This window comes from Cupriavidus sp. WKF15, from assembly GCF_029278605.1.
Lineage (GTDB): Bacteria > Pseudomonadota > Gammaproteobacteria > Burkholderiales > Burkholderiaceae > Cupriavidus.
On sequence record NZ_CP119572.1, the window covers coordinates 1,935,034 to 1,958,976 of the forward strand.

Below are 23,943 nucleotides of genomic sequence, written 5' to 3' on the forward strand. Positions count from 1 at the left end.
CCCGGCACGGCCTTCCCCGCCGCCGCCCCGCGCTGATCCGCCATGCTGTCCTACCGCCACGCCTTCCATGCCGGCAATCATGCCGATGTCCTCAAGCACGCCGTCGTCGTGCAATTGCTCGAGCACCTGACACAGAAAGACAAGGCGTTCTGGTATATCGACACGCACGCGGGCGCCGGCCTCTATGCGCTGGATCATGCCTATGCGCAGAAGAAATCGGAGTTCGAGACCGGCATCGCTCCGCTCTGGCGTGCGGCGGCCAGCGGCACCCCGCTGCCGCCAATGCTGGATGAATACCTGGACCAGGTGCGCGCCTTGAATCCGGATGGGCAACTGCGCCATTATCCGGGCTCGCCGTGGCTGGCATGGCAGATGCTGCGCGATCAGGACCGCCTGCGCCTGTTCGAGCTGCACAGCACCGAAATCCAGGTGCTGCGCGACAACTTCCGCGGCGCGGGCCGCAAGGTCATGCTCTATGACGGCGACGGCTTCGGTGGCATCAAGGCCATCCTGCCGCCGCCTCCGCGCCGCGCGCTGGTGCTGATCGACCCGTCCTATGAAGACAAGCAGGACTATGCGCGTACCGTGCAGACTGTCCAGGACGGACTGCAACGCTTTGCCACCGGCGTTTATGCCGTCTGGTACCCGCAGGTCCAGCGCCGTGAATCCGTGCAGTTGCCGGTGCAGCTGAAGAACTTGCCGCTCAAGAGCTGGCTCCATGTCAGCCTGACCGTGAAGCATCCCGTTGCAGGCGGGCTCGGCCTGCATGGCAGCGGCATGTTCATCGTCAACCCGCCCTGGCTGCTCAAGGAATCGCTGCAGCAGGCCATGCCGGTGCTCAAGGAACTGCTGGCGCAGGATAGCGGCGCCAGCTTCGTGCTTGAGTCGGAAGAGAGCTAACCGCGCGAAGCGCCGGCACCCAGCCGGCCAGCCCGGGCGAGCAACCAGTCCAGCGCCAGGGCAGCCAGCAGCCCGATGGAGTCAGCCAGCACGTCCGCCGGATCCGCATCGCGATACGTCGTCATGCCCTGCAGCAGCTCGATCAGTACGCCGTATCCGACCAGACCCAGCAGCACGGCCGTACGCTGGCGCCCATAAGCTCGCCTGCCCAGCCAGCCGAGCACCAGGAAGGCCAGCACATGGTTGGCCTTGTCCCAGCCCGTCGTGGGCGTGGGCTGCGTCGGCGGCATCAGCGCCAGCACCAGCACGGCGATCAGGCACGGCCAGAACAGCAGGCGCCATAAGCGCGGCGTCAGCCGGAAAGCGGGGTGGAGACTCATGTGGTGGCGTAGTGACCCAGACGAACCCGCATACTAACGGTTCGCATGGCTTCCCGCGCATCGCGCGGGAAGCCAGCGCGCTCAGGCAGCCAGCTTGCAGTCGAAGTACAGCGGTTCGCGATCGTCCAGGATGGCCTGCATCGCAGCCAGGTCGGAGGCATCCGGGTTAAGCCACGCATCGAGTTGCCCGGGGCGGATTGGAATGATGCAGCGGTCGTGTCCGGCGGCGGCCACTTCCGGCGGCGGCTCGTCGGTGATGGCGGCGAACGAGTACAGGTCCTGCCCCCTCTCCTCGCCCGGACTCACCGACCACAGGCAAGCCACCAGCATGTCCTGCGGCGGCCGCGGATGGAATGCCAGGATGACGCTCTCCTCTGCCTCCCCCGGCCGTAGCGCACGGCGCTCAGCCTTGTGGCGCGGCACATGCTCGTAGAACGCGGTGATCACCGCCACGCCGTGGCGATGCCCGAACAACGGGCGCCAAGAGCGCTCCAGGTTGTCGCGGCGCGCATTGTAGGTGCCGGGCCGCTTGCGTTCGTCGGCTTCCGTCCAGCCTGGCAGGCGGCATTGGTAGCGCATCGGCACCACCACCCGATGGCCGCCTTGCGCGATGATCACGGGCGCGTAGTAGCCCGGAAAGAGCCGGTAATCCTGCTCGGTCAGCGCCGGTCGCTGCAGGTCCGCAAGGTTCTGTTGGGCCCTGGCGATCTTGTCCGTCGAAATGCGGCGGTCAGTCTCGGCCTTCCTGGTCGGCCGCGCGGCCAGCGCCCGCTCCGCCTCGGCAAGTCGCGTGCGTTGCTGGAAAATCTCGGCCTCGAGCCGGTTGGCCTGCTCCTGGTTGCCCTCCTCGACCAACGAGGCGTCGGGGCCTGCCTCGGCAAACGCCATGCGCAGCGCCTTGGGGATGCGCTGCCAGCCGCCGGTGCGGCGCTGGTGCCAGAACAACTCCACGAAGCGTTCAATGCTGATCGACGCGCCGTATTCGCGCTCGAACTTGCGGAACTCCGCCTGGATCTGGGAGGAATAGCACATGGCAATGTCCTTTCGTGCAACTCCAGCGGAGCTGGCGCAGGATCATTCTAAGCCGGGGTGCCGGGAAAGGCGGCAAGTGGGCGACGCGTGCTGCGGCAGGGAAAAGTCAGCCTTTCGCCACTTGAGAAGGAGTAATTGGTGCGAGGGAGGGGACTCGAACCCCTACACCATTGCTGGCGTCAGGACCTAAACCTGGTGCGTCTACCAATTTCGCCACCCTCGCGGTCCTTGCAGCCGCCGGACGGCGGCCACGATGTACGTTGCAGCCATGGGGCGCGAAAGCAAAAAAGGCGGCTGGAACTGCCCGCCTTCCCGCATCGCCCGCTGCCGTGCTCGCGCGCCGGCTGTGCAACGAAGCAGCGGATTGTAGCGCAAGCCTCGGGGGGAATCCAGCCCCGCCCCGGTGACATAGTGCAAGCCCTCATGTGCATCGCCTTTCGCGATGGTGGTCCGCCATCTATGCTGAAGTTGTCGGACGCGCGCCGCATGCTCGCACATCATTGCAACGTGCGGGGCGCTGCCACAATGCTTCAGCCCCGCACGGAGGGGATATGAAATTACGTGCCTTGCTGTTGGCAGCCTCGATGGCGCTTGCATGGTCATCGACGGTCAGGGCTGCCGGTTGTCAGTACGACATGCAATGCAAAGGGGATCGAATTTGCCAGCAGGGCCAGTGCGTCTCCCCCGATGCGGATGATCAGGCGGACGCCGCAGCGTCCAAGCCCGCGCAAACCTCAACCAGGACAACTGCTCCCGCGACGCCGGTACCTACGGCTGCACCCGCGCCCATTGCAGCGCCCGCACCCATGGCAGCACCAGTACCACCACCGGCACCCGCTGTTCGCGGTTGCTGCACGGTGGCCGGCAAGCTGAAGCTGGCCCCGGCCAGCGCCGGCGACACGACGCTGGTAGTCGGCGATGCGTGCCAGGGCATGACGAATTCAGGCAGGCCTGTTCCTGGCACGCTCTGCAACTGATTGGCCCTGCCGGATCCGATCGATCTGGCAGGCACGCTCAGGCTGTCACCGCCCCCACGCCCGCCTCGGGCCGCCTGACCCGGAACCATGCCGCGTACAACGCCGGCAGGAACAGCAGCGTCAGCACCGTGGCGATGATCAGCCCGCCCATGATGGCCACGGCCATCGGCCCCCAGAACAGCGAGCGCGACAGCGGGATCATGGCCAGCACGGCAGCCGCGGCGGTCAGGATGATCGGACGGAAGCGCCGCACCGCCGCTTCGACGATGGCATGCCATGCCGGCACGCCTGCCTTGATGTCCTGCTCGATCTGGTCCACCAGGATTACCGAGTTGCGGATGATCATGCCGAGCAGCGCCGTGATGCCCAGCTGGGCCACGAAGCCCATCGGCGCGCGCAGCAGCAGCAGCGTGGCGGCGGCCCCGATCAGGCCCAGCGGGCCCGTCAGGAACACCATCAGCGTGCGCGAGAAGCTGTGCAGCTGGAGCATGAGCAGGGTGAAGATCAGGAAGATGCACAGCGGCAGCTGCGCCGCGATCGACGCCCCCGCCTTGCCACTCTCCTCCTCGGCCCCGGCCACCGTGATGCGGTAGCCCGGCGGCAGTTGCCCGCGCAGCTTGCCGAGCAGCGGATCGATCTGCGCGGTGACCGTGGGACCCTGGATGCCGTCCACCACATCGGCCTGCACGGTCACGCCGAAATCGCGGTTTTCGCGCCAGATCACGCCCGGCTCGGACCGCAGCGACAGCCGCGCCACCTGGGTCAGCGGCACGACGCGGCCGGCATTGGTCGGCACCTGGATATTGCCGAGATCGGACATGGCATCACGCTCGTTGCGCGGTGTGCGCATCATGATGTCAATCAGCTTGTCGCCGTCACGGTATTGGCCGACCGAAATCCCGGTCAGCACCGTCTGCGTGACGCGCGCAATGGAGCTGGTGGTCACGCCCAGTGCGCGGGCCTTGTCCTGGTCGATGTCCAGGCGCAGCATCTTGACGCTCTCATTCCAGTTGTCGTTCACGCCAACGGTGTTCGGGTTCGCGCGCATCAGCGCCTTGACCTGGTCGGCAAGCTGGCGCACGCCCGCGGCGTCGGGACCAATCACGCGGAACTGCACCGGGTACGCCACCGGCGGCCCGTTGGGCAGCAGCTTGACGCGCCCGCGCAACTGCGGGAACTGGCTGTTCAGCACCGCGATCACGCGCTGGCGCAGCGCGTCGCGCGCCTCGGTGCTGACCGGCATCACGATCACCTGCGCCACGTTGCTTTGCGGGAAGATCTGGTCCAGCGGCAGGTAGAAGCGCGGCGCACCGGTGCCGACGAAGGTGGTCAGGCTCTGCACGTCCCGATCCTGGCGCATGGCAGCCTCGAAGCGCCTGGCTTCGGACTCCATCTGGGCAAAACTGGTGCCTTCCGGCATCCACAGCTCGACCATCAGCTCGGGCCGGCTCGAGTCGGGGAAGAACTGCTTCTCGACGAACTTGAATGCGTAGATGCCCAGCGCGAACGTCACCAGCGTGACCGCGATGACAGTCTTGCGCCAGGTCACGCACCAGTCGACCAGGCGCCGGAAGCTTGCGTAGAACGGCGTATCGAACACCTCGTGGTGCTCGCCGCCTCCCGGCCGCGACTTCAGCAGCAGGTAGCCCAGGTAAGGCGTGAAGTAAACCGCCGCCAGCCATGACAGCACCAGCGCGAGCGCCGTCACGGCGAAGATGGCAAAGGTGTATTCGCCTACCGTGGATTTCGCGAGCCCCACCGGCAGGAAGCCCGCGGCCGTGATCAGCGTGCCGGTCAGCATCGGCATGGCCGTGGAGGTGTAGGCGTAGGTCGCGGCCTCCATCTTGGAAAGCCCCTCCTCGAGCTTGCGCACCATCATCTCCACGGCAATGATGGCGTCATCGACCAGCAGCCCCAGCGCCACGATCAGCGCGCCCAGCGATATCTTGTGCAGGCCGATGCCGAAGATGTTCATGAACAGGAACGTCACCGCGAGCACCAGCGGAATGGTCAACGCCACCACCAGGCCCGGACGCGCGTCCAGCCGCAGTGGCCTGGTATGCAGGCCCAGCGAGACAAAGCTGACCCCGAGCACGATGACCACGGCCTCGATCAGTACATGCACGAACTCGCCGACCGAGCGCTTGACGGCCTGCGGCTGGTCTTGCACCTGGTCCATCTCGATGCCGACCGGCAACTGCCCCCGCAGACGTTCGAACGCCACGCGCAGGTTCTTGCCGAGCTCAATGATGTCCCCGCCCTTTGCCATCGAGATACCGAGCCCGATCACGTTCTTGCCGTTGTACCGCATGGTGCTCTGCGGCGGATCGACATAGCCGCGGTACACGTGCGCGATGTCGCCCAGGCGGATATTCGCAATACCGTTGGGGCCGCGCAGCACCAGGTTCTCAAGGTCCGCCACGCTGGCGAACTGCCCGCTCACGCGCACCTGCAGGTTGTCGGTCGGCGTGACCAGCACGCCGCTGCCGTTCAGGTTGTTCTGCTGCGTGATCTGGTCGGCAATGGCATTGAGATCGAGCCCGAGCTGGGCGAACCGGGCCTGGTTGAAGTCGATGTAGATCTTCTCGTCCTGCAGGCCCAGCAGCGACACCTTGGCCACGGCAGGCACGCGCAACAGCTCCTGGCGCACCAGGTCGGCATATTCGCGCAGTTCCTTGTAGTTGAAGCCATCGGCCGACAACGCGTAGATCGTGCCGTACACGTCGCCGAACTCGTCATTGAAGTACGGACCCCGCACGCCTGCCGGCAGCGTCTGCGCGATGTCGCCGATCTTCTTGCGCACGGTGTACCAGATCTGCGCGGTATCCCTGGCCGGGGACGTGTCCTTGAGCTGGAAGATGACCGTGGTCTCGCCCGGCTTGGAAAAGCTGCGGATCTTGTCGGCGTACGGCACTTCCTGCAGTTGCCGCTCGATCTTGTCCGTGACCTGCACGGCGATCTGCTCGGCGGTGGCGCCGGGCCAGAACGCCTGCACCACCATCACGCGGAAGGTGAATGGCGGATCTTCGTCCTGGCCCAGCCGGAAAAATGCCAGCAGGCCGGCCAACAGCAACACCACCAGCAGGTAGCGGGTCAGCGGCTGGTGCTCCAGGGCCCAGCGCGACAGGTTGAAGCGGGAATGATCCATGCCGCGCCTCAGTCCCGTTGCGGCACAGGGGCAGCCGCAGGCGCCGTGGCGGACGCGACTGGGGCGACGGTCTGCATCGGCCTGACCTTCTGCCCCGGCTTGAGCAAATGCACGCCGGCCGTGACAATGGTCTGCCCGGGCGCAAGACCCTGGCGCACTTCGATCTCGTTGCCCACCGGATCGCCAAGCGTCACCGAGACCGGCCGGACCGTGCCGGCGGCCGGATCATAGACCCAGACCTGGTTGCGGCCCTGCTCCTGCAGCAGCGCGGTCAGCGGCACACGTATCGCGGGGGCTTCGCCGGTGCGCACGAAGGTCACGACGGCGGTCATGCCCAGCTTGAGGTCGGCGGGCGGATTCGGCACCGAAACGCGCGTGGCATAGGTGCGGGTCACGGGATCCGCGGCGGCGGCGATTTCGCGCACGCGCGCGGGCAGCGCGCGGCCGGGGTCGGCCCAGGTGCGCACCGTCACATCCGTGGTGCCGCGCAACAGGTCGACCTGATCTTCCGGCAGCCCGATGGCCACTTCCTTTTCTGCGGTCTGCGCCACCCGGATCACCGGTTGGCCAGGCGTGATGACCTGCCCGACCTCGGCCTCCACCGCGGTCACCACGCCATCGGCATCGGCCAGCAGCACCGCGTAGGCGGTCTGGTTGGCCTGGCTGCGCAGGCCCGCCGAGGCCTGCTGGAGGCGGGATTCGGCGGCATCGAAAGTCGCCTGGCGCCGATGCTGCTCAGCCGCGCTGATAAAGCCCTTGGCAAAGAGTTCGTTGTAGCGCTTGAGATCGGAAGCGGCGAGGTCGCGATCCGTGCGGGCCGCCTCATACTGGGCCCGCGAACCCGCTTCCGCCAGCGACAGGTCGGTCGGGTCCAGACGGGCCAGCGGCTGGCCCTTGCGCACAACGGCACCGACGTCGACCAGCCGCGCCGCGATCTTGCCGCCCACCCGAAAGCCCAACCGCGACTCCACGCGTGGCCTGACGTCGCCCGAGAACTCAAAGGTGGTCTTGCCTGTGCGCTGGCTCAACTGCTGCAAGCGAACCGGGCGCACCTCCGGCGTGGGCTCGCTCTTCTTGCCGCAGCCTGCCAGTGCGAGCGTCACGCCGGCCAGGCAGGCTGCGCCCAGCCGGGCCAACCGGGCCAGCCGGCGCCGCGGCAGGGAATAGGAAGCAGTCTCGGGACGAACGGCCGCAACTTCCGGCACTTGGCAATGCACTGGCATGGATAAGCAGCGAATCGAACAACGTGGGAGGCTGGCGCGGCCCGCAAAAGCGCTTCGCAACGCACAAAGCACACGCCGCGGATAGTCGCTGGCAATTAATAACTGGCCGGTCAGCAATATAGCGACGCCCCTCAGGTGCGTCAAACGGCTGGCGACGAAACGGCCGGAATGGCTACCGAAGGATTCTTCTAGGCGAACGAACTGCATGAAAATGCAAAGCCTGGATGGCCGCCCGCGCTTGTGCCGCGCACTGCCGCGCACCGCCAGGCAAGCGGTATGGCAATGCTACAATCCGGCGCGCCGCCAGACCTTGGCCGCCGAACGGCCGCCGCGTTGGCACAGGCCTGGTCCTGAACCTGCCCGCACCCACCCCACCTCATCAGACCGAGACCGGCGTGACGCCCGATCAGTATTGCCAAGAGAAAGTCGCCCAGAGCGGCTCCAGCTTCTATTACAGCTTCCTGTTCCTGCCCGCGGAGCGCCGCCGCGCCATTACGGCGCTCTACGCATGGTGCCGCGAAGTCGACGACGTGGTCGACGAGACCCACGACCCCGGACTGGCCCACCAGCAACTCGACTGGTGGCGAGGGGAACTGCGCCGCCTGTTCGAAGGGGCGCCGAGCCATCCTGTCACACAGGCCCTGCAGCCTCACGTCAAGGCCGCCGGCCTGCCGCACGCGGAAATGTCCGAGGTGCTGGACGGCATGGAAATGGACCTGACCCAGACCCGCTATCTCGATGAAACCGGCCTGAACCGCTATTGCCACTGCGTGGCCGGCGTGGTCGGCACGCTCAGCGCCCGGCTGTTCGGATACTCCGACGCGCATACGCTCGTGTTCGCCGAAAAGCTGGGACTGTCGCTGCAACTGGTCAACATCCTGCGCGATGTCGGCGAGGACGCGCGCCGTGGCCGCATCTACCTGCCGGTGGACACGCTGCAGCGATTCCAGGTGCCTGCATCCGAGATCTTGCAGGGCAAGCATTCCGAGCGTTTTGTCGCGCTGATGCAGTACCACGCCGGTCGCGCGCGCGCGCTATACCGCGAAGCGCTTGCGCTGCTGCCGCGCCAGGACCGCCGCGCCCAGCGCGCCGGCCTGTTGATGGGGGCCATCTACCACGCCCTGCTCGACGAAATCGAACGCAGCGATTTCCAGGTGCTGAATCAGCGCATCGCGCTGACGCCGCTGCGCAAGCTCTGGATCGCCTGGAAGACATGGGTGCGCAATAGTTGAGCCACCGACCACGGCTCGCGTCCGGCCACACACGGCCCGCCGCCACCAGCATTACGCCATAGGGCACCGCCATGACCCAGAACCTCCACCCGCTCGGACAAAGCATTCTTGACCGTGCCGAAGCGCTCGCCCGGTTTTCCGACATGGAAGGCGGGCTCACCTGCGCTTTCCTCACACCTGCGCACCGGTCTGCCCAGGCCCTGCTGGCGCAGTGGATGGAGGCGGCCGGCATGGCGGTGCGAACCGATGCCATCGGCAATGTGATCGGCCGGTATGCCGCGGACCCGGCCGCAGGCAGCGACGCGCGCGTGCTGATGACTGGCTCGCACTTCGACACCGTGCGCAATGGCGGGCGCTACGATGGCCGCCTTGGCATCCTGCTCCCGATCGCCGTAGCCGGCGCACTCCATGCGGCGGGCATCCGCCTGCCCTACCATCTCGATGTCGTCGGCTTCGCCGAAGAAGAAGGCCTGCGCTTCAAGACCAGCTTCCTGGCCAGCAGTGTTCTGGCCGGGCGCTTCGACCCGGCGCTACTGGCACGCGCAGACGCGGACGGCGTGACGATGCGCGAGGCGCTCGCGGCCTCCGGCCTGCCGGGCAATGGAGAACTGGCGGCACTACAGGGCGCCGCGGCCGACCCCGCCGCCCTGCTCGGCTTTGTCGAGGTACATATCGAACAGGGGCCGGTCCTGCTGGACCAGGGGCTGGCGCTCGGCGTCGTGACACAGATCGCCGGCAGCAGCCGCTTCCAGGTGCGGGTCGAAGGACAGGCCAGCCATGCCGGCACGACACCGATGGGCATGCGCCGGGACGCCGCCGCCGGAGCGGCCGAAATGATCCTGCTGGTCGAAACGCGGTGCAGCGCGGCACTGACGCTGGTCGGTACCGTGGGCCAGCTGCAAATACCCGATGGATCGAGCAATGTCATTCCGGCCGCCTGCACCTTCTCGATGGACATCCGCGCCGGCGAGGATGGCATTCGCGAAGCCGCCATTGCCGATATCGTGGCCGGCATCCAGCAGATTGCGGCGAGGCGCGGCTTGTCCGCCCAGGTGGACCGGGTCAAGCCGGTTCATAACGCACCCTGCGCGCGCTGGCTGATGGACCAGTTCGGCGCGGTGCTGCGCAAGCGCGGCCTGCCTGCCTTTGAGCTGCCATCCGGCGCTGGCCACGACGCCATGATGATGCAGCGCATCACCGACGTGGCCATGCTGTTCGTACGTTGCGGCAATGGCGGCATCAGCCATAACCCGCTGGAAACCATCACGGCGGAGGACGCACAGCTTGCCGCCGAGGTATTCGTGGATTTCCTGCGGCACTTTCAGCCGCAAGGCTGAATCCGGTTGAGTTGGGAACCGTCCGGCGGCGTCAGCCGCCCTGGTACATTTCGCGCCCCAGGTCATAGAGATTCTGGCGCAGCTTGCGGCGTTCGTCCGGAGACAGGCTCGATCCTGCGCGCCCCTGGCGGTTGTTGCGCTCGGCCTCGCGCTGCTCGGCGCGGTGGCGTTCGGCGCGGGCGCGCGCCTCGCGCTGGCCGGCGCTGGCGTCACTGGCATGGTTGGATGAGCGCTCAGGCCCGTGCAGCAGATTGGCCATGCCGGCCGACTGGGCGTGGGCTGGCTGCGTCGCTGCGCACAGCCACAGCGCCGTACCGGCGAGCACCAGACAGGCGCCGGCGGCGCCGTGCAAGGTCAGCCCATGCCGGTTTCGGTTCACTTTCATCGATAATGACGTTTTTGGCTTCGGGATTTGCAGCCGCCTGGGCTGCCTGAAGCCGGAAATCCGGTACCCGTCCGCGCAGTCGCCGCAATGCAATATGCGGCTGGCCGCAGATAATCCGGTAGCAATACCCATGCCGCCCGGATAATGACGCAGTACGCGAAAGACGGTATGCGGCAGTGTAATGGCATGGTTCGTGCACGCTGCCATACCACAGGGTAAAGTATGTAACGTTTTGTTAAGCCATTTTGAGCGAAAGCGATAGTCGCTAAGATACCGCCATGGAAAATACCAGCCACAAGATTCTCGTCGTGGACGACGACCCGCGCCTGCGCGATCTGCTGCGCCGCTATCTGGGCGAACAGGGTTTTACGGTACTGGTGGCGGAGAATGCCACGGCCATGAACAAGCTCTGGCTGCGCGAGCGCTTCGACCTGCTGGTGCTTGACCTGATGATGCCCGGCGAAGATGGCCTGTCCATCTGCCGCCGCCTGCGTGGCGCCAACGACCAGACGCCGATCATCATGCTCACCGCCAAGGGCGAGGACGTGGACCGCATCGTCGGCCTGGAAATGGGCGCCGACGACTACCTGCCGAAGCCGTTCAACCCGCGCGAGCTGATTGCCCGCATCCACGCCGTGCTGCGCCGCAAGGGGCCTGCCGAAGTGCCGGGCGCGCCGTCGGAAACGCCCGAGACCTTTGCCTTCGGCGATTTCGTGCTGAACCTGGCCACGCGCACGCTGACCAAGAACGATGAGGAAATTACCCTGACCACGGGCGAATTTTCCGTGCTCAAGGTTTTCGCCCGCCATCCGCGCCAGCCGCTGTCGCGCGAGAAACTCATGGAAATGGCGCGCGGCCGCGAATATGAAGTGTTCGACCGCAGCCTGGACGTACAGATCTCGCGCCTGCGCAAGCTGATCGAGCCCGATCCGAGCAACCCGCGCTTTATCCAGACGGTGTGGGGCCTGGGCTATGTGTTCATTCCCGATGGCGTGAAATAAACCGGCCGGCCGCTCAACCATCGTGGCGACCGTCATTGGCCGTACGGCCACGCGTTTCTTTGGTTCGCTGTTCTGGCGAACCTTCATGCTGATCGCGCTCCTGCTGGCCATTTCGCTGGGCATCTGGTTCCAGAGCTACCGGCTGTTCGAACGCGCCCCGCGCGCGCAGCAGATTGCCATGCAGGTGGTCAGCGTGGTCAAGCTCACGCGCGCGGCGCTGCTCTATTCGGACCCGGCGCGGCGCCGCTTCCTGCTGCTCGACCTGGTGCAGAACGAAGGCATCAAGGTCTATCCGCGGGAAAAGGACGACGATTTCGCCGCGCCCACCGCCAATCCGTTCCTGACCCAGCTGGTGCAGCAGGAAATCCGCAGCCGGCTGGGCGAGGATACGGTGCTCGCCACCACCGTTAACGACATCCCCGGCGTGTGGGTCAGCTTCGAGATCGAGGGCGACGACTACTGGGTGGCGATCAGCCCGGAACGCTTCGAGCGCGTGTCCGGCATCCAGTGGCTGTGGTGGAGTATTGCCGCGCTGCTGCTGTCGATCATCGGCGCCGCGTTCATTACCGCGCGCGTCAACTACCCGCTCAAGCGCCTGGCCAATGCCGCGCGCGATATCGGCGCGGGCGGCGACCCGCCCTCCCTGCCGGAGCATGGCGCCAGCGAAGTCGCGCTGGCCAACCATAGCTTCAACCAGATGGTGCGCGACCTGCGCCAGCTCGATGACGACCGCGCGGTGATGCTGGCCGGCATCTCGCACGACCTGCGCACGCCTCTCACGCGCCTGCGCCTGGAAACCGAAATGTCGCCGGCGGACAGCGCCACGCGCGACGCGATGATCACCGACATCGAGCAGATGGACGCCATCATCGGCCAGTTCCTGAATTATGCGCGGCCGCCGCTCGAGATGGTCGAGCCGGTAGACCTGTCGGCACTGGTCAACGATGCCGTCGGCGTCTATGCCGCACACGACGATGTGCGCGTAGAAGTGCGCGCCACCGAGCCGGTCATGGCCGTGGCCAACCGCATGGAGGTCCAGCGCATCCTCGACAACCTGGTCGAGAATGCGCGCCGCTATGCCAAGGACGATGAGACCGGCATCGCCGAAGTCGAGATCACCACGAAGCTCGACGACAAGGACGCCGTGCTCACCGTGGCGGACAACGGCAAGGGCGTGCCCGACGCACAGCTTTCGCTGCTGACGCGCCCCTTCTATCGCCTGGACAGCGCTCGCAGCGAAGCCAAGGGAGCCGGCCTTGGCATGTCGATCGTCAACCGCATCCTGCAGCGCAACGGTGGACGGCTGGTGCTGTCCAACCGCTCCGCCCCGCAGACCGGCCTGGTGGTCAGCGCCTGTTTCCGCCGCGCCTGACTCGCGGCGCTCCCCGCACATCGACCATGAAACGCCTGTCCATTGACAGGTTTTCGACAGCTACTGACAGGGTTCTGAAAGGTATTTGACAGGGCAATGACAGCGTCGCGGCGCACACTGGCGCCCGTCAGCAGGGCCGATGCAAGCGCATCTTCCCAGCCATGGCGCCGCCTGCTGTCTCCTCCCCACGCCTGGCTGGCTCACCGAACAATCATGCGCCGGAACCCACCGGCGGCGTCCGAGAGAGACAGCCATGTCAGAGACCTCCCAAACCTCCGGCCAGCAGCACGGATTCAAGACCGTGTTCCGCGTGGTCAGCGGCAACTTCCTGGAAATGTACGACTTCATGGTGTACGGCTTTTATGCCGCCGCCATTGCCAGGACCTTCTTCCCCAGTGGCGACGAGTTCGCCTCGCTGATGCTGTCGCTGGCCACCTTCGGCGCCGGCTTCCTGATGCGTCCGCTGGGCGCCATCGTGCTGGGCGCCTACATTGACCACCACGGCCGCCGCAAGGGCCTGATCGTCACGCTGGCGCTGATGGCGGTTGGCACGCTTCTGATCGCCTGCGTGCCTGGCTATGCCTCGATCGGCGTGGCGGCGCCGCTGCTGGTGCTGGCCGGCCGCCTGCTCCAGGGCTTTTCGGCCGGCGTGGAGCTGGGTGGCGTCTCGGTCTACCTGTCGGAGATTGCCAAGCCGGGCCGCAAAGGCTTCTACGTGAGCTGGCAATCGGCCAGCCAGCAAGTCGCCGTGATCTTCGCCGGCCTGCTCGGCGTGATCCTGCACGCCACGCTGGCGCCGCAGCAAATGGATGACTGGGGCTGGCGCCTGCCGTTCCTGATCGGCTGCCTGATCGTGCCGTTCCTGTTCCTGATCCGGCGCTCGCTCGAAGAGACCGAGGAATTCAAGACCCGCAAGCATCGCCCGACCGTGCGCGAGATCTACCGCTCCATGGCCGAGAACTGGCGCATCATCGTGGCCGGCTGCATGATGGTCGTGATGACCACGGTGTCGTTCTACATGATCACCGCCTACACGCCGACCTTCGGCAAGACGGTGCTCAAGCTCGATGATGTCGACAACCTCATCGTCACCATGTGCGTGGGCCTGTCGAACTTCATCTGGCTGCCGCTGATGGGCGCCCTGTCCGACCGCATCGGGCGCAAGCCGCTGCTGGTGTTCTTTACCGCGGCCACGCTGCTGACTGCCTACCCTGCCGTGTCGTGGCTGGTGGCCGAGCCTTCGTTCTCGCGCCTGCTGATGGTGGAACTGTGGCTGTCCTTCCTGTACGGCAGCTATAACGGTGCGATGGTGGTCACGCTGACCGAAGTCATGCCGCCGGCCGTGCGCACCGCGGGCTTCTCGCTTGCGTACAGCCTGGCCACGGCACTGTTCGGCGGCTTCACGCCGGCCGTGTCGACCTACCTGATTCACGCCACCGGCAACAAGGCCGCCCCGGGCCTGTGGCTGATGTTCGCGGCGGCCTGCGGTCTCATCGCCACCCTGATCATCTTCCGCGCGCGCCGTAGCCAGCCGGCCCTGCGCCCCGCCTGACACGGCAGTGCCGCTCCCGCCACGCCGGCCCCGAGGGGCCGGCCGTGGCATACTTCCCCGCTTGCGCAAACTGTCATGCGCGACGACCAGGATCGCCATGCCGCACGCCTATCGGGCTGTTTGAGAATTTCAATTAGCCCTGTAGTGCGTCATGACGCATAATCCCCCCTTGTCGCGGTGCACCAAAGCCTAAGGTTCTGCCGGGCGCAGGTTCATCGCATTGCACACTCTCTCTTCAACCGTATCAGGAGAAGTCTATGAAGACCGTTGGTGACAAGCTCGAAGCCTTCCACGTCGTCGGTGTCAAGCCGGGTTTCAACAACCATGAGGAAAACGGCCAGTCGGCTTTCGAAGACATCACCGAAAAGTCGTTCGAAGGCAAGTGGAAGATCATCTACTTCTACCCGAAGGACTTCACGTTCGTGTGCCCGACCGAAATCGTGGCATTCGCCAAGCTGAACGGCGATTTCGCTGACCGCGATGCCATCGTTCTCGGCGGCTCGACCGACAACGAATTCGTGAAGCTGGCATGGCGCCGCGAACACAAGGACCTGAACAAGCTGAACCAGTGGCAATTCGCCGACGTGACCGGTTCGCTGATCGACCAGCTGGGCGTGCGTGACCAGGCCGCTGGCGTGGCCCTGCGCGCGACCTTCATCGTCGATCCGCACAACGTGATCCAGCACGTTTCGGTGAACAACCTGAACGTCGGCCGCAACCCGGACGAAGTGCTGCGTATCCTGGACGGTCTGCAAACGGACGAGCTGTGCCCGTGCAACCGTGCCGTTGGCGGCGCAACGCTGTAATTGCTGCAAGGTTGCCGGTAATTTGCGGCGACCCGCGGAGGGTCTCCTCTCCGCCCCCAAACCCGCCTGTGCGGGTTTTTTGAGCCCTGATCGATAGGAGAATTAAATGGAATTCCTTAGCACGATTAAGAACCTTATCCCGGACTACGCCAAGGACATTCGCCTGAACGTGGACGGCACCATTGCGCGCTCCTCGCTGGAAGGCAACGACGCCGTGGGCGTGGCGCTGGCCGCCGCCTTCGCGACGCAGAGCAAGGTGCTGGTGGATGCGATCCGCAACGCCAACGTGCTGTCGGCCGAGGAAGTCAACGGCGCGCTGACCGCCGCCGCGCTGATGGGCATGAACAACGTCTGGTATCCGTACGTCGAGATGGCGGATGACCCGGACCTGGCCAGCCAGCCGGCCGGCCTGCGCATGAACGCCTACGCCACCCATGGCGGCGTGGACAAGCGCCGCTTCGAAATGTACGCGCTGGCCGCCTCCATCGTGGGCAAGTGCCACTTCTGCGTGAAGTCGCACTACCAGTTGCTCAAGGACGAGCAGGGCATGACCTCGCAGCAACTGCGCGACGTGGGCCGCATTGCCGCGGTGATTGCCGCCGCGGCGAATGTCATCGCCGCCCAGTAAGGCGGATGCGCGATACCACAACGGCCGACAACTTCCCAGTAGAGGTTTGCCGGCTGTTTGCATGGTGTACCCCGGCGGCCGCGGATGACTCCACTCGTGCAGTGAACGGCCTACAATCGAGGCAGGACACGCACTCAGGCATCCGCCCCTCACCATGAGCATCCTGCCCTCGCCGACCTCCCCCCGCTTCCACTACCGCCTGGCCACGGTTCAGGACTGGGGTGATATTGCCGCGGTCACGCAGCAAGCCTATTCCCAGTACGAGCTCGAAATCATGGAGGATTGCCGCGCCTCCTTCCAGCGCGGCATGCAGGCCGTGCTGGCCGCCAGCCACCCCGATATGGAATGGTGGGTGGCCGAAACGGAACACGGCATTACCGGCGCCGTACTTTTCTGCCATCCCGGCGCGACGCTGCCGGCGCTGGACGGCAGCACCATCACGCTGACCCAGCCGGAGGCCCGGCTGCTTTCCGTGAGCCCGCAGGCCCGGGGCCTGGGGCTAGGGCATACGCTGATGCAGATCTGCATCCAGCGCGCGCGCGATATCGGCTCGCCCACCCTGCTGGTGCGAACCATGCCCGAAATGGGCTCGGCCAACCGCTTGTGCCAGCAGATGGGATTCGCCAAGCGAACCGAGGCCGGCGCCCGGACAGGCGCCATGGCGCGGCTGATCGACTACACCTACGCAATCACCCCGGAAAACGCCCCCGCGCCGGCAAAGGCGTAAGCGCCCGCGCTGGCCGGATGCCGGCCGCGCTCAGTCCTGCGCGCCCGAGACCGAGCCGCGCCAGATCAGGACTGCGGCCTGCGCCACAATGCCTTCCTGCCGTCCCTCGAAGCCGAGCTTCTCGTTGGTCTTCGCCTTGACGTTACAGCGCCCCGGCGGCAAGCCGAGGTCGGCGGCGATGTTCGCCACCATGCCGGGGATATGCGGAGCCAGCTTGGGCTGCTGCGCGATGACCGAGGCATCGACATTGCCGATCTCGTAGCCGGCTTCGCGCACACGGCGCGCGGCTTCGCGCAGCAGCACGCGGCTGTCGGCACCGGCAAACTGCGCATCCGTATCCGGGAAATGCCGCCCGATGTCGCCCAGCCCGGCAGCGCCGAACAGCGCGTCGGTAATGGCGTGCAGCAGCGCATCGGCATCCGAGTGCCCGAGCAATCCCCGGTCATGCGGAATCTGCACGCCGCCCAGGATCAGCTTGCGGCCGGGTACGAGCGCGTGGACGTCATAGCCCTGCCCCACGCGGATATCAAATGGCATCATCGATCAGGCTCCTGAATCGGCAGACCGCGGCGCGGCGGTGCCAAGCAGCACCTCCGCCAGGGCAAAGTCTTCCGGGTATGTCACTTTGAAGTTGCGCAGCGAACCGTTGACCAGGCGCGGATGCAGGCCCAGCCGTTCGATCGCGCTGGCCTCGTCGGTCACCACGGCTCCTGCGGCCAGCGCGTCCTGCAAGGCCTGGCGCAGCACGCCGAGCCGGAACATCTGCGGGGTCTGGGCCTGCCAGAGCCCGTCGCGCGGAACCGTGGTGCCGATGCGCGCGCCGGCGTCGGCGCGCTTGAGGGTATCGGGCACCGGCACGGCCAGGATGCCGCCAATCGCGGCGTCGGGATCGTCGTCGCCGTCGCTTTCCACCGAGCGCACCAGCGTATGGATCATCGCCGGGGTCAGCCCCGGGCGCGCCGCATCGTGCACCAGTACCCAGTCGGTGTCCACGGCGCCAAGCTGCGCCAGGTGATGCAGGCCCGCCAGCACCGAGGCATGGCGGGTGTCGCCGCCGACGAAGGCCGTATCGAAGCGCAGGCCGGCAAAGGCCTCCGCGCCGAAGCGGGACTCCAGCGGCATATCGTCGGGCGCCAGCACCAGCGCCGTGGCGCTGATCGCATCGCAGGCCGAAAACGCCGCCAGGGCGTACCAGATCATGGGCCGGCCCGCGATGGGCTGGTACTGCTTGGGCACCGGGCCGCCCGCGCGGCTGCCGGTACCGGCACAGGGAATCAGGGCGAAACGGCGGTCTGGCACGGGATAGGGATCGATTGGAAATGCGTTGGGGACGGCACGGCGGCGACCGGCGTCAAACCAGCGCCACGGCCGGAGCGCATTCTATAATACGGCCCTTGTTTGCCGCCATGCCGCCATCGCATGCGGCCCACGCCATACCCCCGCCCGCGCTGCCGGCGGGGCGTTGTCGTTCGTTGCGTTGATCCCGACCGCTGCCCCGATGCCTGACGCCGCTCCCGCCTTTCCTTTCGCCAACCTGCCCCTGGTCAAGTCCGGGCTGCGCCACAATCTGGCCAGCCTGCACGGCTCTGCCGATGCCCTGGCCGTTGCCGCCTATGCGCGCCAGCATCGCAGCCGCGTGCCGATGCTGGCGGTGGTCTGCGCCAACGCCGTCGACGCCCAGCGGCTGGCCGATGAAATCCCGTGGTTCGCGCCGGAACTGCGCGTGCGCCTGCTGCCAGACTGGGAAACGCTGCCCTACGACAGCTTCTCGCCCCACCAGGACCTGGTCTCCGAACGGCTCGCGACGCTGCATGACATCCAGGGCGGCCAGTGCGACGTGATGCTGGTGCCGGCCTCCACCGCGCTCTACCGGCTCGCGCCGCCGTCCTTCCTGGCGGCTTACACTTTCTTCTTCAAGCAGGGCGAGCGGCTGGACGAGGCCGCGCTCAAGGCGCAGTTCACGCTGGCCGGCTACGAGCACGTCAGTGCGGTGATGCGACCGGGCGAGTACAGCGTGCGCGGCGGCCTCATCGACCTGTACCCGATGGGCTCGGCGCTGCCGTACCGGATCGACCTCTTCGGCGACGAGATCGAGACCATCCGCGCCTTCGACCCCGACACCCAGCGCAGCCTCTACCCGGTCAAGGAAGTCCGTCTGCTGCCGGGGCGCGAGTTTCCGCTCGACGAAGCGGCCCGTACCGCGTTCCGGGGCCGCTGGCGCGAAGTGTTCGAAGGCGACCCGACCAAGTCGCCGATCTACAAGGACATCGGCAACGGCGTGCCGTCCGCCGGCATCGAGTACTACCTGCCGCTGTTCTTCGAGTCCAGTGCAACGCTGTTCGATTACCTGCCAGCCGATACCCAGCTCGCGTTCGCCGGCAAGGTGGACGAGGCCATCCGCCGCTTCTGGGCCGATACCACGCAGCGCTACGACTTCATGCGCCATGACCGCGAGCGTCCGCTGCTGCCGCCGTCGCAACTGTTCCTGTCCGAGGAGCAGTTCTTCATCGCGGCCAAGCCGCTCGCACGGCTGGTGCTGCAGGCCGAGTCCGCCGCCCCGGACCAGCCCGCCTTCGCGGCGAGCCTGCCGGATGTCTCGGTGAACCGGCGCGCGGAAGACCCGCTCGTGAACCTGGAATCCCTGCTGCTGGACAAGACCACGCGCGTGCTGATGTGCGCGGACACCGCCGGCCGCCGCGAGACCCTGTTGCAACTCTTTGCCGAAAGCGGCCTGCGCCCGCAGCTGGTGGACGACTTTGCCGCCTTCCTGGCTGGCGAGTCGCATTTCAGCATTGCCGTGGCACCGCTGCACAGCGGCTTCAGGCTTCCGGAAGCAAAGCTCGCCTTCGTCACCGAAGCCGAGCTCTACGCCGGCACCGCCCGCCGGGCCGGGCGCCGCAAGCAGGAACAGGCCACCGCCGTCGATTCGATGGTGCGCGACCTGGCCGAGCTGAAAATCGGCGATCCGGTGGTACACAGCGAGCATGGCATCGGGCGCTACCACGGCCTGGTGTCGCTCGACCTGGGCCAGGGCGAGGAGGAGTTCCTGCACCTGGAATACGACAAGAGCAGCAAGCTGTACGTGCCGGTGCACCAGTTGCACGTGATCTCGCGCTACTCGGGAGCCGATCCGGAAACCGCGCCGCTGCACCACCTGGGCTCGGGTCAGTGGGACAAGGCCAAGCGCCGCGCCGCACAGCAGATCCGCGACACCGCGGCCGAACTCCTGAACCTGTATGCGCGCCGCGCGGCACGCGAGGGCTTCGCGTTCCCGCTCTCGCCCAAGGACTATGAGACCTTCGCGGAGAGCTTCGGCTTCGAGGAAACGCCCGACCAGGCCGCGGCCATTGCCGCCGTCATCGCCGACATGACGTCGGGCAAGCCGATGGATCGGCTGGTTTGTGGCGACGTGGGCTTCGGCAAGACCGAGGTGGCGCTGCGCGCCGCCTTTGTCGCCGTGCTCGGCGGCAAGCAGGTGGCCATGCTGGCGCCGACCACCCTGCTGGCCGAACAGCATTTCCAGACGCTCTCGGACCGCTTCGCGGAATGGCCGGTGCGCATTGTCGAGCTCTCGCGCTTCAAGACGAAGAAGGAAATCGACGCGGCCGTGAAACAGATCAACGAGGGTGCGGTCGATATCGTGATCGGCACGCACAAGCTGCTCTCGGACGAGGTCAAATTCCAGCGGCTGGGGCTCGTCATCATCGACGAGGAGCACCGTTTCGGGGTGCGTCAGAAGGAAGCGCTCAAGACACTTCGCGCCGAGGTCGACGTGCTGACGCTGACGGCAACGCCGATCCCGCGCACGCTCGGCATGGCGCTCGAAGGCCTGCGCGACTTCTCCGTGATCGCCACGGCGCCGCAAAAGCGGCTGGCCATCAAGACCTTCGTGCGGCGCGAGGAAGACGGCGTGATCCGCGAAGCCATCCTGCGCGAGCTCAAGCGCGGCGGGCAGGTCTACTTCCTGCACAACGAAGTCGAGACCATCGAGAACAAGCGGGCCAAACTCGCGGAGCTGGTGCCGGAAGCCCGCATCGCGGTGGCGCATGGCCAGATGCACGAGCGCGAGCTGGAACGCGTGATGCGCGACTTCGTCTCGCGGCGCGACAACATCCTGCTGTGCACCACGATTATCGAAACCGGCATCGACGTGCCGACGGCCAACACCATCCTGATCCACCGCGCCGACAAGTTCGGCCTGGCGCAGCTGCACCAGCTGCGCGGCCGGGTCGGGCGCTCGCATCACCAGGCCTATGCCTACTTGCTGGTGCATGACGTCGACGGCCTCACCAAGCAGGCGGGGCGCCGGCTCGAAGCGATCCAGCAGATGGAAGAGCTGGGTTCGGGCTTCTACCTGGCCATGCACGACCTGGAGATCCGCGGTGCCGGCGAGGTGCTCGGCGACAAGCAGTCGGGCGAGATCCACGAAATCGGCTTCCAGCTCTACACCGACATGCTCAACGCGGCCGTCAAGGCGCTCAAGGCCGGCAAGGAGCCGGACCTGATGGCGCCGCTGTCGGCGACCACCGAGATCAACCTCGGCACGCCCGCACTGCTGCCCAACGACTACTGCGCCGACGTGCACGAACGCCTGTCGCTGTACAAGCGCCTGGCCAACTGCGAGACGCCGGAGCGCGTCGACGACATCCAGGAAGAGCTGATCGACCGCTTCGGCCGCATGCCGCCGCAGGCGCAGGCGCTGGTCGAGACCCACCGGCTGCGCATTGCCGCGGCGCCGCTGGGCGTGCGCAAGATCGACGCGGGTGATGCGACGATCAGCGTACAGTTCGTGCCGAACCCGCCCATCGACGCACTCAGGATCATCGAACTGGTGCAGAAGAACCGCCATATCAAGCTGGCCGGGCAGGACAAGCTGCGCATCGAAGCCAAGATGCCCGATGTGGCATTACGCGCGCAGACCATCAAGCAGACCTTGCGCCAGCTTGCCTAGCCAATGCTGCAGGGCGACTGGCCCGGCGACCGTGGCGGGTGTAGCATCGAATACTTCACCCGCCGGTCAACCCCGCCCCGCCCATGCAAGCCGATATCCAACGCCAGTCATCCCCCGAAGCCAGCGCGCCGCGTGGCACCGCGCTGGAATGGACGCAGCGCCTGGTGGCATACGACACCACCAGCCGCCATTCCAACCTGGGACTGATCGAGTCCGTGCGGGACCACTTCCTCGCGAAGGGCCTGCGGCCCCACCTCAGCTACAACCCTCAGCGCGACAAGGCCAACCTGTTTGTCACGGTGCCCGCCGCCAGCGGTGAGACCAACGGCGGCATCGTGCTGTCCGGGCACACCGACGTGGTGCCCGTGGATGGCCAGGACTGGACTACCGATCCGTTCAGACCCGTGGTACGCGACGGCAAGCTCTATGGCCGCGGCACCTGCGACATGAAGGGCTTCATCGGCACCAGCCTGGCGCTGCTGCCCACGCTGCTCGGCGCGAAGCTGCGCGAGCCGGTGCACTACGCGCTGTCGTTCGACGAGGAAATCGGCTGCATGGGTGCGCCCTACCTGCTCGCCGAACTGCGCGAGCGCGGCGTGCAGCCGGCCGGCTGCATCGTGGGCGAGCCCACCAGCATGCGTGTCATCGTCGCGCACAAGGGCATCAACGCGTACCGCTGCTGCGTCAGGGGCCAGGCCGCGCACTCGTCGCTCACGCCGCGCGGCGTCAATGCGATCGAGTATGCCGCGCGCCTGATCTGCTTCATCCGCGACATCGCCGATGAATTCAAGGCCAACGGCCCCTACGACCAGGCCTTCGACGTGCCCTACACCACGGCCCAGACCGGGACCATCCAGGGCGGCATCGCGCTCAATACCATTCCCGCGCTGTGCGAGTTCGTGTTCGAGTTCCGCAACCTGCCGGGCGTCGATCCCGAGGCGCTGTTCGCGCGCATCGCCGCGTACGCCAACGACGTGCTGCTGCCAGGGATGCGCGCCGAACACGCGGACTCGGACCTCGTCATCAGCAAGATCGCCGCGGCGCCATCGCTGGACGTGGCCGAGCAGGCGGCTATTACGCAACTCGTGCGGGCGCTCACCGGAGATCGCGAGACCAGCAAGGTCGCCTATGGCACCGAGGCAGGGCTGTTCCAGCGCGCGGGCATTCCCGCGGTGGTGTGCGGGCCCGGCGATATCCAGCAGGCACACAAACCGGACGAGTTCGTCTCGCTGGACCAGCTCGCGGCGTGCGAGGCGTTCCTGCACAAGGTCGTGGACAGCTTGCGGGTGGCGACCTGACGGCCAGGCGGGTCATGAGCGATTACAATGTCGCCTTTGCCGTCCCGCCCTCCGGCGCGCCGCCCTGATCCGCCTGCTGCTGTCATGCCCCTGATTCTCCAGAGTACCCGCCCGCTCGCTTCCGACGACCTGACCGCCATCCGCGCCCTCGCCCGCGCTTCCGAGCCCGTGCTGCGCAGCGAAACCGTGGCGGCCGCCGAAGACTGCGCGCCGCTCACCCCGGCGCTGCGCGACATGCTTGATGGCTACTGCGGACCGCGTGAGATTGACTGGGCCGTTGTGCCGCCCGGCCGCCGCCTGTCGGACTTCCGCCTGGTGGCGATGGACATGGATTCCACCCTGATCACGATCGAGTGCATCGATGAGATCGCCGACTTCTGCGGACTGAAGGCCGAGGTGTCCGCCATCACCGAGGCCGCCATGCGCGGCGAGATCACTGACTTCAACGAAAGCCTGCGCCGCCGCGTGGCCCTGCTCAAGGGCCTGGACGCCGGCGTGCTGGAGCGCGTCTACGAAGAGCGTCTGCGCCTGTCGCCGGGTGCCGAGCGCATGCTGCAAACCATCCAGGCGCTGGGGCTGCGCACGCTGCTGGTGTCGGGCGGCTTCGTCAACTTCACCGAAAAGCTCAAGGCACGCCTGAAGCTGGACGTCACGCGCGCCAACACGCTGGAAATCGTCGATGGCAAGCTCACGGGCAACGTGATCGGCGAAATCGTCAACGCCGACGTGAAGGCACGTACGGTGCAGGAAGTGTGTGCGCAGATCGGCGCCGCACCCGACCAGGCTATCGTGATGGGTGACGGCTCCAACGACCTGAAGATGATGGCCGTGGCGGGGCTCTCCGTGGCCTTCCGCGCCAAGCCCATCGTGCGAGTGCAGGCAAGCGTTGCCTTCAATCACGTTGGCCTGGACGGCCTCCTGGCACTGTTCCCGCACTGAATCCACCAGGCACCCGTATGCAGAACGGAGGCCGTGGCATCCGTCTTTTCGTGGG

Annotated in this window: 19 protein-coding genes and 1 tRNA gene; 12 read left to right on the top strand and 8 right to left on the bottom strand. The window is 66.5% G+C overall.

Annotated features, from left to right (window positions below):
* Nucleotides 1-42: 42 nt before the first annotated feature.
* Nucleotides 43-900 carry a 23S rRNA (adenine(2030)-N(6))-methyltransferase RlmJ gene (locus CupriaWKF_RS08980; RefSeq protein ID WP_276097570.1) on the top strand — a complete coding sequence of 286 codons (858 nt, stop codon included), beginning with the start codon at nt 43-45 and terminating at the stop codon, nt 898-900.
* On the opposite strand, the gene CupriaWKF_RS08985 is transcribed toward CupriaWKF_RS08980, so the two are convergent.
* The 5 genes from CupriaWKF_RS08985 to CupriaWKF_RS09010 all read right to left on the bottom strand — a co-directional run bounded on the left by CupriaWKF_RS08985 (nt 897) and on the right by CupriaWKF_RS09010 (nt 7,660).
* Nucleotides 897-1,280 carry a VanZ family protein gene (locus CupriaWKF_RS08985; protein WP_276097571.1) on the bottom strand — a complete coding sequence of 128 codons (384 nt, stop codon included), beginning with the start codon at nt 1,278-1,280 and terminating at the stop codon, nt 897-899. The two genes, CupriaWKF_RS08980 and CupriaWKF_RS08985, sit on opposite strands and share 4 nt — an antisense overlap.
* Nucleotides 1,281-1,361: 81 nt before the next feature.
* Nucleotides 1,362-2,312, bottom strand: a complete 951-nt coding sequence (locus CupriaWKF_RS08990; protein WP_276097572.1) for an SOS response-associated peptidase family protein — start codon at nt 2,310-2,312, stop codon at nt 1,362-1,364.
* Between the two features lie 136 nt (nt 2,313-2,448).
* Nucleotides 2,449-2,535 (bottom strand) — tRNA-Leu (locus CupriaWKF_RS08995).
* 791 nt (nt 2,536-3,326) lie between these two features.
* Nucleotides 3,327-6,437 (bottom strand): efflux RND transporter permease subunit, encoded by a 3,111-nt coding sequence (locus CupriaWKF_RS09005; protein ID WP_276097574.1) that lies wholly within the window; start codon nt 6,435-6,437, stop codon nt 3,327-3,329.
* 8 nt (nt 6,438-6,445) lie between these two features.
* Complete coding sequence (locus tag CupriaWKF_RS09010) at nt 6,446-7,660, bottom strand: efflux RND transporter periplasmic adaptor subunit (RefSeq protein WP_276097575.1); 1,215 nt, start codon at nt 7,658-7,660, stop codon at nt 6,446-6,448.
* Between the two features lie 395 nt (nt 7,661-8,055).
* Between CupriaWKF_RS09010 and hpnD the strand changes: the two genes are divergently transcribed.
* Nucleotides 8,056-8,892, top strand: a complete 837-nt coding sequence (gene hpnD / locus CupriaWKF_RS09015) for a presqualene diphosphate synthase HpnD (protein ID WP_276097576.1) — start codon at nt 8,056-8,058, stop codon at nt 8,890-8,892.
* Between the two features lie 71 nt (nt 8,893-8,963).
* Complete coding sequence (locus CupriaWKF_RS09020) at nt 8,964-10,229, top strand: Zn-dependent hydrolase (protein ID WP_276097577.1); 1,266 nt, start codon at nt 8,964-8,966, stop codon at nt 10,227-10,229.
* 31 nt (nt 10,230-10,260) lie between these two features.
* Here CupriaWKF_RS09020 and CupriaWKF_RS09025 read toward each other — a convergent pair whose 3' ends face one another.
* Complete coding sequence (locus CupriaWKF_RS09025; RefSeq protein WP_276097578.1) at nt 10,261-10,614, bottom strand: hypothetical protein; 354 nt, start codon at nt 10,612-10,614, stop codon at nt 10,261-10,263.
* A 278-nt stretch (nt 10,615-10,892) separates the two neighbouring features.
* Between CupriaWKF_RS09025 and ompR the strand changes: the two genes are divergently transcribed.
* The 6 genes from ompR (at nt 10,893) to CupriaWKF_RS09055 (ending at nt 16,700) form a co-directional block, all read left to right on the top strand.
* Entirely contained in the window at nt 10,893-11,615 is a 723-nt protein-coding gene (ompR, locus tag CupriaWKF_RS09030; protein ID WP_010810107.1) for a two-component system response regulator OmpR, read from the top strand.
* A gap of 22 nt (nt 11,616-11,637) precedes the next feature.
* On the top strand, nt 11,638-12,987 hold the full coding sequence (locus CupriaWKF_RS09035; RefSeq protein WP_276097579.1) for an ATP-binding protein: 1,350 nt from the start codon (nt 11,638-11,640) through the stop codon (nt 12,985-12,987).
* A gap of 253 nt (nt 12,988-13,240) precedes the next feature.
* Nucleotides 13,241-14,539, top strand: a complete 1,299-nt coding sequence (locus CupriaWKF_RS09040) for an MFS transporter (RefSeq protein WP_276097580.1) — start codon at nt 13,241-13,243, stop codon at nt 14,537-14,539.
* A 257-nt stretch (nt 14,540-14,796) separates the two neighbouring features.
* Nucleotides 14,797-15,345: a peroxiredoxin gene (locus tag CupriaWKF_RS09045; protein ID WP_276097581.1), complete on the top strand. Its 549-nt coding sequence runs from the start codon at nt 14,797-14,799 to the stop codon at nt 15,343-15,345.
* Between the two features lie 106 nt (nt 15,346-15,451).
* Entirely contained in the window at nt 15,452-15,973 is a 522-nt protein-coding gene (locus tag CupriaWKF_RS09050) for a carboxymuconolactone decarboxylase family protein (protein WP_276097582.1), read from the top strand.
* 154 nt (nt 15,974-16,127) lie between these two features.
* The gene (locus CupriaWKF_RS09055) at nt 16,128-16,700 is read left to right on the top strand and encodes a GNAT family N-acetyltransferase (RefSeq protein ID WP_276097583.1); all 573 of its coding nucleotides are present in this window, start codon (nt 16,128-16,130) and stop codon (nt 16,698-16,700) included.
* Nucleotides 16,701-16,730: 30 nt separating this feature from the next.
* Here CupriaWKF_RS09055 and ispF read toward each other — a convergent pair whose 3' ends face one another.
* A complete protein-coding gene (ispF, locus tag CupriaWKF_RS09060; RefSeq protein WP_276097584.1) occupies nt 16,731-17,240 on the bottom strand; it encodes a 2-C-methyl-D-erythritol 2,4-cyclodiphosphate synthase in 510 nt (169 codons plus the stop codon).
* Nucleotides 17,241-17,243: 3 nt separating this feature from the next.
* Entirely contained in the window at nt 17,244-17,999 is a 756-nt protein-coding gene (gene ispD, locus CupriaWKF_RS09065) for a 2-C-methyl-D-erythritol 4-phosphate cytidylyltransferase (protein ID WP_276097585.1), read from the bottom strand.
* Nucleotides 18,000-18,198: 199 nt separating this feature from the next.
* On the opposite strand from ispD, the gene mfd reads away from it, so the two are divergent.
* The 3 genes from mfd (at nt 18,199) to serB (ending at nt 23,888) form a co-directional block, all read left to right on the top strand.
* A complete protein-coding gene (gene mfd, locus CupriaWKF_RS09070; RefSeq protein WP_276097586.1) occupies nt 18,199-21,651 on the top strand; it encodes a transcription-repair coupling factor in 3,453 nt (1,150 codons plus the stop codon).
* 83 nt (nt 21,652-21,734) lie between these two features.
* A complete protein-coding gene (gene argE, locus CupriaWKF_RS09075; protein WP_276097587.1) occupies nt 21,735-22,949 on the top strand; it encodes an acetylornithine deacetylase in 1,215 nt (404 codons plus the stop codon).
* 84 nt (nt 22,950-23,033) lie between these two features.
* The gene (gene serB, locus CupriaWKF_RS09080; RefSeq protein WP_276097588.1) at nt 23,034-23,888 is read left to right on the top strand and encodes a phosphoserine phosphatase SerB; all 855 of its coding nucleotides are present in this window, start codon (nt 23,034-23,036) and stop codon (nt 23,886-23,888) included.
* Nucleotides 23,889-23,943: the final 55 nt, after the last annotated feature.